At 44.4% G+C, this 12,629-nt stretch carries 13 protein-coding genes; 5 read left to right on the top strand and 8 right to left on the bottom strand.

The window, feature by feature from the left end; genetic code table 11:
- The first annotated feature begins 48 nt into the window (after positions 1-48).
- Complete coding sequence (locus tag DR864_RS26505) at positions 49-1,509, top strand: TlpA family protein disulfide reductase (RefSeq protein WP_114069794.1); 1,461 nt, start codon at positions 49-51, stop codon at positions 1,507-1,509.
- Between the two features lie 46 nt (positions 1,510-1,555).
- Here DR864_RS26505 and DR864_RS26500 read toward each other — a convergent pair whose 3' ends face one another.
- Together DR864_RS26500 and DR864_RS26495 are read right to left on the bottom strand one after the other, a co-directional pair.
- Positions 1,556-4,096 (bottom strand): ABC transporter permease, encoded by a 2,541-nt coding sequence (locus DR864_RS26500; protein WP_114069793.1) that lies wholly within the window; start codon positions 4,094-4,096, stop codon positions 1,556-1,558.
- A gap of 42 nt (positions 4,097-4,138) precedes the next feature.
- On the bottom strand, positions 4,139-4,822 hold the full coding sequence (locus tag DR864_RS26495) for an ABC transporter ATP-binding protein (protein ID WP_114069792.1): 684 nt from the start codon (positions 4,820-4,822) through the stop codon (positions 4,139-4,141).
- 117 nt (positions 4,823-4,939) lie between these two features.
- On the opposite strand from DR864_RS26495, the gene DR864_RS26490 reads away from it, so the two are divergent.
- The 3 genes from DR864_RS26490 to DR864_RS26480 are packed head-to-tail and all read left to right on the top strand — an operon-like array spanning position 4,940 to position 6,697.
- Positions 4,940-5,632, top strand: a complete 693-nt coding sequence (locus tag DR864_RS26490; protein ID WP_114069791.1) for an arylesterase — start codon at positions 4,940-4,942, stop codon at positions 5,630-5,632.
- A gap of 42 nt (positions 5,633-5,674) precedes the next feature.
- The gene (locus DR864_RS26485) at positions 5,675-6,151 is read left to right on the top strand and encodes a GNAT family N-acetyltransferase (RefSeq protein ID WP_114069790.1); all 477 of its coding nucleotides are present in this window, start codon (positions 5,675-5,677) and stop codon (positions 6,149-6,151) included.
- On the top strand, positions 6,152-6,697 hold the full coding sequence (locus tag DR864_RS26480; RefSeq protein WP_114069789.1) for an HD domain-containing protein: 546 nt from the start codon (positions 6,152-6,154) through the stop codon (positions 6,695-6,697).
- Between the two features lie 27 nt (positions 6,698-6,724).
- On the opposite strand, the gene DR864_RS26475 is transcribed toward DR864_RS26480, so the two are convergent.
- From DR864_RS26475 to DR864_RS26455, 5 genes are all read right to left on the bottom strand, one after another.
- Positions 6,725-7,594, bottom strand: coding sequence for an aldose 1-epimerase family protein (locus DR864_RS26475; protein ID WP_114070492.1), 870 nt, complete (start codon positions 7,592-7,594; stop codon positions 6,725-6,727).
- 82 nt (positions 7,595-7,676) lie between these two features.
- Positions 7,677-7,901: a hypothetical protein gene (locus DR864_RS26470; protein ID WP_114069788.1), complete on the bottom strand. Its 225-nt coding sequence runs from the start codon at positions 7,899-7,901 to the stop codon at positions 7,677-7,679.
- Positions 7,902-8,163: 262 nt separating this feature from the next.
- Entirely contained in the window at positions 8,164-8,412 is a 249-nt protein-coding gene (locus DR864_RS26465) for a BPTI/Kunitz domain-containing protein (RefSeq protein ID WP_229599157.1), read from the bottom strand.
- 114 nt (positions 8,413-8,526) lie between these two features.
- Entirely contained in the window at positions 8,527-9,111 is a 585-nt protein-coding gene (locus tag DR864_RS26460; RefSeq protein ID WP_114069787.1) for a DUF1349 domain-containing protein, read from the bottom strand.
- A gap of 96 nt (positions 9,112-9,207) precedes the next feature.
- Positions 9,208-11,652, bottom strand: coding sequence for a TonB-dependent receptor (locus DR864_RS26455; protein ID WP_114069786.1), 2,445 nt, complete (start codon positions 11,650-11,652; stop codon positions 9,208-9,210).
- A 153-nt stretch (positions 11,653-11,805) separates the two neighbouring features.
- On the opposite strand from DR864_RS26455, the gene DR864_RS26450 reads away from it, so the two are divergent.
- Positions 11,806-12,081: a helix-turn-helix domain-containing protein gene (locus tag DR864_RS26450; RefSeq protein ID WP_310587549.1), complete on the top strand. Its 276-nt coding sequence runs from the start codon at positions 11,806-11,808 to the stop codon at positions 12,079-12,081.
- 85 nt (positions 12,082-12,166) lie between these two features.
- On the opposite strand, the gene DR864_RS26445 is transcribed toward DR864_RS26450, so the two are convergent.
- The gene (locus tag DR864_RS26445; protein ID WP_114069784.1) at positions 12,167-12,478 is read right to left on the bottom strand and encodes a winged helix-turn-helix transcriptional regulator; all 312 of its coding nucleotides are present in this window, start codon (positions 12,476-12,478) and stop codon (positions 12,167-12,169) included.
- Positions 12,479-12,629 lie beyond the last annotated feature (151 nt).

Genomic DNA, 12,629 nt, shown 5'->3' with positions numbered 1-12,629 from the left:
ACCATCTTTTCATTAAAGCTATAATATAGAGCCTTTAACGCCTGCTTTATGAAAACTTCGCTCCTCTTCTTCTTCCTAACATTTTGCTTTGGCATTGGCTGTTTTGCCCAAAATGAAAACAATTTACCTGCCTCCTCCACGGTTCAGATTTCTCTAAAAATAACTGGAAGAACGCAGGGATTGAGCGTTTTTATCACGAAATTCAATTCGATCAACTACCGAAGAGACACTTTAGCTGGCAGTCAAATTAATTCTTCAGGAAATGCTGTATTACTGCTCTCATTGACCAAACCTACCTTCGCCGAAATACGCATTGGCACTAAAAAAACAGACCTGTATCTTAGCCCAGGCGACAACTTACGCCTTGAAGTTGACTTACTAAATACCAATTTTACTTTTTCTGGAAAAGGGGCCGAAGCCAATAATTACCTGTGGCAATCAGCCGTCATTCAGAAGAAATCTTCTCGTTTTAAAAACCAAGATATAATCGAGTTAGAAGCAAACGATTTTATCATTGGATTGGATACAATGGCAAAAGCGATGAACACTTTTTATGCCCGTTATACTTCAAAGCACCCCTTGCCGAAAAACGTAAGTACTTTACTCAAGGCCAACAATGAGCTGTTGGTACTGGCATTTGCTCAAAATTATGCGGATGCTTATTTTGGATCTTTTGCCACCAAAGACAAAATGCCAATACGTCTGAAAGAATTGACGAATACCCTCTTTTTTGATACCACCCTCCTTTATTCAGGATTGATAAATTACACAGGAATGCTGGATTATTATTATCGGCAAAAATTCTACAATCCTTTTTTTAAACCGACCGACACACCGCAAAAAATAGATTCGATTCGCCATATCCTTCCTCAGGCCGCCCACGCAAACATTCAAAAAAGTACGTTTGCGCCTCCTTTTAAAGCGTTCTTTTTGGCTAGAAACATTGATGAAGCGCTGGAAACACTGGGAATAATTCCCGCTACTGATAGCCTGCTTACGGATTTCAAAACCCATTACGGTACCTCGCCGTATCTGCCCGTTTTGCAAAAAAGTTATGCAAAATGGCTCAGCGTAGCATCTGGCACAACCGCGCATGATTTTACGGGAGAAACGCCCGACGGTAAACAATTATCGTTAAGCAGTCTAAAAGGAAAAGTGGTTTACGTCGATATGTGGGCGACTTGGTGTGGACCCTGCCGGGCCGAATTTCCGTGGGCAAAAGAATTGAAAAAACAGTTTGAAGGAATTAACGAAGTTGTGTTTCTATATGCTTCCGTCGATGGTGACCCAAACGCCTGGGGTAAATTCCTAAAAACCGCCAACAGCCCAGAAGGTATCCACATCAGACTCTCGCCCATCGAACAACGTAAAATCGACGAAGGTTATCAATGCGGGGGCGGCGTTCCTAAGTATTTTCTCATTGACCAACAGGGGAAAATCGTGAGCACCCTTGCCCCAAGACCCTCATCTGGCAAAGCAGAAGAAGCCATCCGAGCGCTGTTGAAGTAAAATATCAACAATGATAACGTTTGAAACGTTGTCATTGTTACACTTGCTACACATCCTGCCGCAGCACCTCCAGCGGCGAGCGAGATAGAATCCCCCAACTGTTGACCAAACCAATAAATACCGTAATGGCAGGCACTACCAAAAACACCACCAGCACCGGCAGGAATTGAGGGTTGAAATCCGTTTCAAAGCTGAAACGCGCCAGCGCCCAACCACCGCCTACGGCCAATAAAACGCCCGTTGCGGCGGCCAATGTTCCCAAAAAGAAGTATTCTAAGGCCGTAATCACCAAAATCTGCCGACGGCTTGCGCCCAAGGTGCGCAACAATACACTTTCCTGAATGCGTTGGTACTTAGAAATCAGAACCGACGCAATGAGCACGATCAGGCCCGTCAGGATGCTGAAGCCCGCCATGAAGCGAATCACAAAGCCGATTTTGGTAGAAATATCATCCAAAACGGTGAGAATCAGGCCCAAATCAATCATTGAAATGTTAGGAAATTGCTGCACTACCGACTGCTGAAACTTCGCCGATACTTGGTTGTTGGGTACGTGTGTCAGAAATACGTGAAATTGCGGCGCATCTTCCAACACCCCTTTGGGAAACAGCACCAAAAAATTGGTTTGTACGCCCGCCCAATCCACATCGCGCAGGCTCGCCACCACGGTCGTCAGCATGGTTCCCTGTACGTTGAAGGTTAGCGTATCACCAACTTTGATGGTATTGCGCTCAGCGTAGCCATCTTCCAACGAAATCGGCACGGGTGCAGCGGGGTCTTTTGTTTCGCCAATCCATTTACCTTTCACTATTTTCTCGGTCGAAATCAGCGAATCGCGGAAGGTAACGCGGTATTCACGACTAAACAGCCCCCGCCAACGTTTATTGGTGGTATCTTTGAGTGCTTCCACCGAGGTTTGTCCGTTTAGTTCTTCCAAGCGCATCGTCACAATTGGTACCGACTGTAAAACAGGCAGGTTTTGTTGTTTCAACAAAGCAATCACGGGCGCTTTTTGCGGTGTTTGAATATCAAACAATACCATGTTGGGTTGGTCGCCGTCGGTCGAAAGTTTGATGCGGGCCAACAAAAGATTTTGTACAAAAAGCAACGTACAGATAAACATAGTTCCTAAGCCAATAGAGACCATCAAAATGGCCGTTTGGTTGTTAGGACGGTACAAATTCGCCAATCCCTGCCGCCCCAAATACCCCCACGAAGAAGGGAAGAAACGGCGCACCAACCACATCAACAACGAAGCCATACCCAAGAGCAACAAAAACGCCATTGTTACCCCACCCGTAAAGGCTACGGCATCGGTCCATTTTTTCATTTGCAACCATGTAAATCCGAACACAAACAGCAAAATCAGGGCATAAACGAGCCATTTCAACGGGTCTTTGGTGATTGTTGTCTGTTCGTACGACGCCCGAAGAACATTAAGCGGCGATACTTTACGAATGGAAATCAACGACAATAACGCAAACAGATTGGAAATAATAACCCCCAACACAACGCCCTGCCCAATGGCCGAAAACGACAGCTCGGTGGCCAATTCAAACGGCAAAAAATCTTTTAATACGGCGGGTAAAAATTGCTGAATCACGGCTCCCAGTCCTGCTCCAAGCAACGAGCCAATCAACCCAATTCCTGAAATCTGAATCAAATAAATCAAAAATGCTTGTGATGCTTTTACACCTAAACACCGCAAAATAGCGATGGAATTGAGCTTTTCTTTGATGTAAATATGAATAGCACTCGCTACCCCTACACACCCCAGAAGCAATGCAATAAAGCCAACTAAACTCAAAAAACGTGTCAAATCGCGAAATGAGCGCCCTGTATCTTCCTTTTGACTTTCGACGGTTCGGTAGTTATAATCTTCGGCCTCTACCGTGGGTTCAATCTTCTTGACCAGCAGCGGCATATTGACCTTGGGCGCAAACTTGAAATAATAACGATACGTGATACGGCTGCCTTTCTGCGCCAAATTCGTTTGCTTCAAATACGACAACGGAATGTAAACCGACGGCGCCACCGTGGCCGCAATGCCCGTTTGACCAGGCGCTTTTTTCAAAATCCCTGCAATCAAAAACGTCACCTCGCCTACTTTGAGCGAATCGCCCACCTTGGCTTGGTATTGTAGCATAAGTGTTTGGTCCACCAATACTTCTTTTTTATTTCGGAAGGTTTTTCCAGCCGAGGCTGGCTCAGTCTCCAATTCACCATAATACGGAAAATCGCCCTCCAACGCCCGAATCTGCGCCAAACGCGTACCGCTGTTTTTGGGGAAATAAATCATGGACGCAAAGCTCAGCTCTTTTGATTGCTGACCTTTCAATGAATCAACCAAATGGGTCATTTTGGGACTCGGCGGCGTATTGTCGGAAAGCTCCAAGTCGGCCCCCAACAGCGAAGCTGCCTGTGTATCAATATTTTGCTGCAGGTTATAACCCAAAGAATAGATAGCCACCAACGCCGCAATGCCCAAAACAATGGAAGAAACAAAAAGCAACAAACGCGAATAATTGCGCCGACTGTCGCGCCAAGCCATCGTGACTAGCCACGCAAAATTTATCTTTGAATTCATACTATGTGGTTGAATACTTAAATCGTCGGGAGATTGACAATATTAGGCAGTAAGCGTATCTGAAAGAATTTTCCCGCCTTTGATGCGAATGATTCGCTGGGTCTTGGCGGCCAATTCAAGGTTGTGGGTTACGAGAATGAGCGTAGTTCCTGATTCTTTGTTCAAATCAAACAGCAATTTCTCCACTTTCACGCCCGTTTCGGCGTCAAGGTTTCCCGTGGGTTCATCGGCAAAAAGAATTTGGGGTTGGTTGGAAAACGCCCGCGCCAACGATACGCGCTGCTGTTCACCACCGCTCAACTGAGTGGGATAATGGTGCCCTCTATCGGCCAAACCCACCTTATCTAGCAAGTCCAAGGCGCGACTGCGAACATTTTTTTCACCGCGCAATTCTAGCGGCACCATCACGTTTTCGAGCGCCGTGAGGGTGGGCATGAGTTGAAAATTTTGAAAAATAAACCCAATGTAACGATTCCTGACCGACGCCAATTCATCTTCGTTGAGTTGATTTAGACCGATGCCGTTCAATTCAACCTGTCCGCTCGAAGCGCGGTCCAATCCCGCACAAAGACCAAGTAAAGTTGTTTTTCCACTGCCCGACGGCCCTACAATCGAAAGCGTAGAGCCTGCTTCGACCGAAAAATTGACGTCATCCAGTACTTTTAAATCTCGATTACCACTCCGATAAACTTTCCCAACCTGATGAAGATGAAGTATATTTGCCATAGTCTATGTTTAGAATTCACGCCAAGCTGCAAAGGAGCAAAGAAACGACAGTGTTTCAGAAACTTATACGACTTTGCATGAGTTTATTTTATATCAGTATTCTAATCAAAATACATTATGCCTAAAATAGTTTCAATCTGCCTGCTTTATTTTTTGATGTTTGCCTTTGTGGCCTGTACCAACAACGAAAAACCCTCGGATGCGCAAACATCCGCGGCCAAAAGCAGCCCCGCTACACCCGTAAAAACCGTTAAGAACATCCTCATTTTTGGCAATAGCCTCACCGCCGGCTACGGTCTGGAGCCTTCAGAATCGTACCCTGCACAGCTCCAAAATCGGTTGGATTCGCTCAAATTACCTTATAAAATCGTGAATGCGGGCGTCAGCGGCGAGACTACTTCGGGCGGCAACAGCCGTTTGGATTGGGTGCTGAAAAACCCCGTTGATATTTTCATTCTTGAATTGGGCGGCAACGACGGTCTGCGCGGGATTCCCGCCACTGAAACCCGCAAAAACCTCCAATCCATGATTGACAAGGTGAAAGCCAAATACCCCGAAGCCAAGATTGTTTTAGCGGGTATGCAGGTGCCACCCAGCATGGGCAAAAAATACGCCGACGAATTCAAAGTAATTTACCCCGAGTTGGCCCAGAAAAACAAGGTAGCACTCATTCCTTTCCTCCTCGAAAACGTAGGTGGTGAAGTAAAGTTGAACCAAAAAGACGGCATCCACCCCAACGCCATCGGGGCAAAAATCGTGGCCGAAAATGTGTGGCAGGTGCTAGAAGGAATGCTGGAGAAGGGTACTTAAATGATCAATATTTTGCGCTGATATTTAAGAAAATATACCATAATGAAAATAGATATTCAAATACTAACAGAGCAACAGATAGGCGAAATGACTGAATTAATTTCGGTTTTTCAGAAGGTATTTGAAATGGACGAATTTATTTACCCAAACGAAAATCACTTAAATAAACTACTGAAAAGTCCCAATTTTCTCGCAGTAACAGCTAAGCAAGCTAGTACAATCGTTGCAGGTATGACCGTTTATATCCTTGACCCCTATTATTCTACGAAACCATTGGCGTTTATTTACGACTTGGCAGTGTTGAGAGACTATCAAAGGCAAGGTATTGGGAAAAGAATAATTGATTTCTTCAAGTCCTATTGTCAACAACAAGGATTTGAAGAAGTCTTTGTATTTGCTGACCAAGTGGATGAAGAGGCTATTGAATTTTATCGCACCACTAAGCCTACACATGAAAGCCAAACCGTATATTTTAACTATGTTTTGGAGAATCATATAGAAGCTAAAAAATCGTTCTAAATGCAAACACAATCCTATTATCAAAAAGCTATAAAGTTTGCCACTTTAAAACATTTGGAGCAAAATCAGACGGTACCAGGCACCCCCCTTCCGTATGTTGTACACTTGAGTAACGTGGCGATGGAGATTTTGATTGCAGCGCAAAACTCCCCAAATTTTGATGTAGATTTTGCCATTCAGGTAGCGCTTTTACACGATACTTTAGAGGATACAACCACCACTTTGGAGGAGCTTAGTGCTGAATTTGGCGCTAGGATTGCCGAAGCTGTTTTAGCTTTAACAAAAAATAATGAGTTGCCAAAATCGGAGAAAATGACCGATAGCCTGAACCGAATAAAGAAACTGCAAAAAGAAACTTGGGCTGTAAAATTAGCCGATAGAATTACAAATATGCAAATGCCACCGAGTCATTGGAGCAATGCAAAAAAAATAGACTACCAAAAAGAAGCAATCATCATTTTAGAAGCACTAAACGGGGGCAATATTTTTTTGGAAAACCGACTGCGCTTAAAAATAGCAGAATACGACAATTATCTTCAAAGGTAATCGCATAGCACTCAACTTAGTAAATTGTCATCCCAACGTCACCGTCCAACTCCGCTCAAAATGTTCTTTGGCCGCCAACTGAATAATGCCTTCTTTTTTAGTAATATCTTGGTTGTGGTCCGCCGAATCGGCGATGCCGCACCAGGGTTCGATGCAAACGAAGTCGGCGTTTTTGGCGGCCCAAATGCCGAGATAAGGAAAATGGGGAAAATCAAATTGTAGCGAATGCGAGGATTTGGGCGTGTGCAGCACCACACTGTCGGAACGATAGTTTTTAAAGACCAGCGCGTCTTCGTAGAATAGTTCTTTGGTCAGCGGCAAATCCGTTGTTTGCTTCGCCAGCAAAACGGGCGTTTTTTCAACCAACCCTTCGGGCGTCAACGGCCAACGCGCCCAGTCTTCGGATTGATTGAAACTCAGAAGATAGTCATTATACTGCGTTCCTTCTACCAACGGCACTTTAAACGCGGGGTGCGCTCCTACCGAAAACCACAGTGCATCATTGTTTGTATTTTCTACCAAATAGCTAACCTTCAATTGATTGTTTAACAACGAATACCGAACCCGAAACGCAAATTCAAACGGGTACACGGCCAATGTAGTTTCGTCGTGGGTCAACAAAAACGTAACTGAATCGCTTTGTTGCTGCTCCACCACAAAGGTTTTTTCACGGGCAAACCCGTGGCGGGGAAGGGTGTAGGCATTCCCTTTAAAGTAGTAAGTATTGTCTTTTAGTCCTCCCACAATCGGAAACAAAACGGGCGAATGTTTGCCCCAAAAATCAGGATTTCCCTGCCACATAAATTCAAGCTGGGAAGCGAGCAAAACCAAGCTATTGAGCTCAGCACCTTTGGGATTGATGGTAACTTGGAGATCGGCGTTTTGGATTGTTATCATAAATGGAAGGCTATTTTGTGACAAATTTAACGAATAAAAGCCATTCCGTTGACCCATAAAGGCTCCACTCTTTTACGTTGGGTTAATCAAATAGCCATTTCCAATCAATCACAAAGGGTAAACCAATCACCCACACAACAAAAAACAGGGCCATCCCTTTAGGAAAGGGCTGATGCAAAAGTAGCGCGGGCAAGGCGGCAAAAAGCAGCCATGTAGATTTATAGATGAGTTGAAACACCAACACTGCCTGCATTTTTTGCGGGAAAAACAGCCCCAAAACCGAAAGCAGAAAGATAGCGCCCCACAATGCACCTACCAGGCGAATGGCCTCAGAAGATGCCGGCAGACTTTACCTTCTTCGAGCAATACGGTTTCCTTTTTTATTTCTCTCCTCGAAAGACACGGCTCAATTGCCTGCCATTCCTCGTCCGAAATCGCAACGTACCTGTTGATAAACTGTCTGAATGGATGCATATTCCACATAACCAAAACCCTGCTCCAAGGGTTTTACTGGACGTTTTCTTTATTTTCTCAAAAGGTCTCAACTTTTTTAGTCAAGTATTTGATCATCACTTTCTGCACTCACAGTCTCGGCAGGCTTCCAAGGTCTCAAACGGTACGACGCCTCCACATCCGCCCCATGTAAATTCTTTACATTTCTTTTCTTTTTTATCGTAATAGTATCTTTTAAAGGCCGCAAAACATGCTCCACTCTCGGGTTCTAATGAGCAATTAGGCGATACCGGGCAGGAGCCTTCGCAACTTAACAGGCATACAATAGTGGCAGTACATAACAACGAAGAATAGAATGAGCGCATTTTCATCATTTATTGTTTGCACCAAAGACCCCAAAAGATTTCAAAGGGTTGGAATTTTCGCGGTGTTACCTAAACAATTTTGTCTCATATTCTGTACCCATTTCAGTGCAAAAATCACAACGGATGCGCCTGCCATGTCGATTCTGTTAAATAAAAATTGGTAAAACCCGCCTCAAAACTTGACTCCAACGGACTGCACGCATACACTCCAAAATGTACTTCGGGCAACGGTTGGTGCAAATGAAAAATGCGCATTTGACTGAATTCTTCACCATCTTCTGAATTTTCAATCAAAAAATCCGAACCGCGCCGCGACAGTCGATACCACATGGTACGCACTTCGGCAGAAATATCGGTTGTGGCCCAGTCTGAATATCCTAAATTGGTTACGACGCTGCCCAAGCGGGCTATTTGTTTATTTTCATATTCAATGGATGCCTTAAACCAGTTGTCGCTGTTTTGATAAATGATGACACCGCATTGGTCAAATTGGATGTTGGAATCAAAGGTTGTTTTGACCGTAAATGTAAAATCCCCAGTAATACTCCGCAGGAAAGCCGGGGCATTGTCATTTTGAAAGCCATAGTAGGTGCGTTGCCAAAAATCGGTTTTCGGCTCAGTTCTGATGCTGAGACGCTCGTTGGCTAGCTCCCATTTCTGCGGTGGGTTTAGCCAGTAAAATTCAGAAAAGTCAAACATTTTACACGGGGGTTAAAAGTAAGTTCGGGCGGTTTGCCCCCAATAGAAAGGCGGGACAAATTCAACAATGCAAACTAATAACAATAACCGTATTTATTAACTTCTCACCCGATTTTTCTCGCTTTCTGAGCCGCCCGTTTGACGTACATTCAGGGTTTTACCTTTATTGAAACGATAGGTAAGTGAAAGAGTCGCGACGCGCGAGTCCAAATAGCTGAACCAGTTGGCCGAGGCGTTAGCGATGTTGCGAATATCTCCCTTAATTTGGTTGGTATAAAATATATCGCTGACGTTGAGTCTAATCGTCCCCTGATTTTTCCACACTTTTTTGGACAATCCCGCCCGCACCGAGCCAATTGGATAAATCAACAGTTGGCCCAATAGAAACGTACTTTGGTACGACCCCGCCAACTCGGCCGACCAAGTGCTACTGAGCTGGAATTGATTGGTGGGAATAACCGCCCAATAAAACCGCGAATCATCCAACTTTTGACCGTACAGCGTTGCCTTAAAACCGTTGCTGATGTACTCGGTATAGAGATTGAGTGTCCACCATTTGGTAGGCTGCAAGCTGCCATTAACCGAAATTCCGTATGAAATCCGCTGCCCAAAATTGCCCGGGCGACTGTAATAAATCGTGCCGCGCTGCTCGTTGGTTTCCGAAATCACGTTTTTAGCAAGGCTGTACTGTAACGTCGTGGTAATCTTGTTTTTGAAGGTGTGAGATAGCTCGAAATTGTACGAAAATGTCGGTTGCAAAAAGGGATTTCCACCATAATACGTAAAGCGGTCGAGCGGGTACGAAAACGGATTCATGTCCTGATAATTGGGTCGGTCAATCCGACGCCCAAACGAGAATCCCATTTGATGAACATCGGCCGAATCTAACCGATAACGCGCGTAAAATGTCGGAAAAAAGCTGTTGTATTTTCGAGTGAAAGTAGAGTCTTTCGTTTGTTTATTGCCCAATTGATGCCCTTTGATGGTGGTATTTTCAAAACGAAGCCCCGCCTGTACCGACAGCCGCTTGAACTCCCGGGCGTAATTTACGTACGAGGCGTTGATGTTTTCTTTGTAATTAAAGTTATTGGTAAACTCATAATTTGGAAAACGTTTTCCGTCCAAAACATCAAAAAAATCGGCGACGTTTCCCGTTTTGATAAAGCTCGTTTTCAGGCCCGTTTCAATTTTACCGCCGCTTTTCAACGGACTGGTGTAATCAATTTTGGCCGTACTGATGTCGATGGTAGTGGGCAGCGATGAGAACAAAATCGACTGACTGACAAATTTATTTTGAGGGTCAAAAAGGGTATTGGTCAACGTTTGGTTGCTGGTCGATTGGTAGTGAATGTAATCTGCATTGGTCGAAAGTTCTTTACCGGTGCTGTCAAATTTATAGGTAAAATTGAAATTGGCACTGCCGTTTTTCCACACTCTGTCGGTAGGGCTGACGGCCTCCACCAAGCTTGTCACCTCATTTGCGGCGTCGAGTACCTTGGCTTTGTTGGTTACATTGACCAACGAAGGGTTGTAAAATCCATTCAAAACCACCCCTAAAGTCGTTTTTTTGGAAGCGTAAAAATCCACGCCCACTTTCAGGTTATTTCCTCCGAGATTGCGCTGAATGTAAGAGTTTTGGGTAAATGCCGAGGTGTATTCACCCGTGGGTTTATAATAGCGTCGCCAAATGGTAAGGTCTTGATAAGTACTGTTATGATTGACGCTCGCGTTGCTGAAAAAATTAAGTTTATTGATGCGATAATTAAAATTGAGGCTGTTGTTGGTACGTCTGTACACTCCCTGACCATAGCTCAAATTGACCCCACCGTTAAATCCTTTCAACACATTTTTTTTCAGTCTAATATTTATTACGCCCGCATTCCCTGCCGCGTCGTATTTGGCGGGCGGGTTGGGCATGATTTCGATGGTTTCGACCGAGCCCGCGGGGAGCGATTTGAGGTAATTGGCCAAGTCATCGGCCGACAGATAGGTAGGTTTATCGTCCACAAATACCACCACGCCTGATTTGCCTTTCAGCCGAATTCCACCGTTTTGGTCTACGGCAATCCCTGGCGATTTTTCGAGCACCTCCAACGCATTTGTGCCAGCATTGCCAATCAGCGCATCCACATTCACCACGGTGCGGTCAATTTTAGTTTCGACAAAGGGCTTTTTGCCCGTCACTTTCACTTCCGCCAAACTTTTGTTTTCTTCCACCAAAACCACGGCAGGGAGCGTCGCATCCGTTTGCGCCACTGAAAATGGCTTACCGATATATTTTTGATAGCCCAAGTTGCTTACCATCAGCAGATAAGCCGCCGATTTGATATTCAGCAGTTCAAACTGACCATTGGCTTCGGTCACCGCCGCTTTTACAAACGAAGAATCTTTGGCCCTCAACAAAGAAACCACGGCTCCTTCGAGCGGTTTTTGGCTAACGCCCTGAATTTCACCAGAAAGTCTATACGTTTGTGCCCAAAGAGGTTGGGATAAAATAAAAAGCAAAAAACCTGCAAAAGCAGAAGTATAGCGTTGAATCATGGGCTGTAGTGAGTTGGATGACAGTTTCTGACAAATGTATTTGTAATCATGCTCCTAACAAACCAAACGGTGTTTTAATGGTCTTTATTAATGGCTGAAATGCAGAAAATACGTACTAAGGTGCTTACATGGAGGAAAAACTACATGTTCAATATGCACATCGAAAAATTCGGCTACCTCACGGGGCGAAGTTTAATCACCTTTAAACGTGACTTCAAAAGAGCCTTTAACACCACGCCTCAAAAATGGCTTACTCAAAAACGATTGGAACTGGCCCACTATCAGATTGCCGAACGGAAAGTAAAACCGATTGAAGCCTGCTACGAAACGGACTTTGAAAACCTTTTCCATTTTTCGTTTGCCTTCAAAAAACAATTCGGATACGCCCCCACAGAAGTAGCTCAATACAACTATATACATCTCAAGTAAGGATTACTCAGGGCAATAAACCCCTGATAAATAAATGAGAAATGAGTTACGGCGATGCCGGTAGCAGCGGCAAGTATAGCAGACACTACCCTAAACTTTCTAACTGTTTAAAGATAGGAATCAGGAACCTACCATTTTCAGTGAGATAGTATTCTATATGTAAAGGTTTTTCCCTGATGATAACTTTTTGCACTAACCCGGCTTCCTCTAATTCGCGCAATGCAACAGACAACGTTTGCTTATTTGACCCTTCTATTTGACGAAGCAAACGGCTGAAACGCAAAGGGCTGTCAACAGCCAGGCGAAAAATTTCCGGCTTCCATTTGCCCGACAGTTGCTTCAACAATACTTGTGCAGGGCACGTTTTATTATCTTCTGTTTTGTTTTCAGTAGTCATAAAAAACTGACTTATTGTCCCAAACCTTATTTACTCTGACATTTGTGCAAAGATAAAAAGTCCGCGAACGTACGTAAAATAAAAGGGACTTTTCTGCTAATAACAACAGGTATCACTTTTGGCAACATGGGTTGCCGGGCTCAAACAAAAA

This window comes from Runella rosea (assembly GCF_003325355.1).
GTDB classification, from domain to species: Bacteria; Bacteroidota; Bacteroidia; order Cytophagales; family Spirosomataceae; genus Runella; species Runella rosea.
This window is presented reverse-complemented; position numbering and strand designations above follow the sequence as displayed.

Coding starts and splice junctions, on each gene's coding strand:
- DR864_RS26505 (WP_114069794.1), top strand. CDS start 49: ATGAAAACTTCGCTCCTCTTCTTCTTCCTAACATTTTGCTTTGGCATT.
- DR864_RS26500 (WP_114069793.1), bottom strand. CDS start 4,096: ATGAATTCAAAGATAAATTTTGCGTGGCTAGTCACGATGGCTTGGCGC.
- DR864_RS26495 (WP_114069792.1), bottom strand. CDS start 4,822: ATGGCAAATATACTTCATCTTCATCAGGTTGGGAAAGTTTATCGGAGT.
- DR864_RS26490 (WP_114069791.1), top strand. CDS start 4,940: ATGCCTAAAATAGTTTCAATCTGCCTGCTTTATTTTTTGATGTTTGCC.
- DR864_RS26485 (WP_114069790.1), top strand. CDS start 5,675: ATGAAAATAGATATTCAAATACTAACAGAGCAACAGATAGGCGAAATG.
- DR864_RS26480 (WP_114069789.1), top strand. CDS start 6,152: ATGCAAACACAATCCTATTATCAAAAAGCTATAAAGTTTGCCACTTTA.
- DR864_RS26475 (WP_114070492.1), bottom strand. CDS start 7,594: ATGATAACAATCCAAAACGCCGATCTCCAAGTTACCATCAATCCCAAA.
- DR864_RS26465 (WP_229599157.1), bottom strand. CDS start 8,412: ATGCGCTCATTCTATTCTTCGTTGTTATGTACTGCCACTATTGTATGC.
- DR864_RS26460 (WP_114069787.1), bottom strand. CDS start 9,111: ATGTTTGACTTTTCTGAATTTTACTGGCTAAACCCACCGCAGAAATGG.
- DR864_RS26455 (WP_114069786.1), bottom strand. CDS start 11,652: ATGATTCAACGCTATACTTCTGCTTTTGCAGGTTTTTTGCTTTTTATT.
- DR864_RS26450 (WP_310587549.1), top strand. CDS start 11,806: ATGCACATCGAAAAATTCGGCTACCTCACGGGGCGAAGTTTAATCACC.
- DR864_RS26445 (WP_114069784.1), bottom strand. CDS start 12,478: ATGACTACTGAAAACAAAACAGAAGATAATAAAACGTGCCCTGCACAA.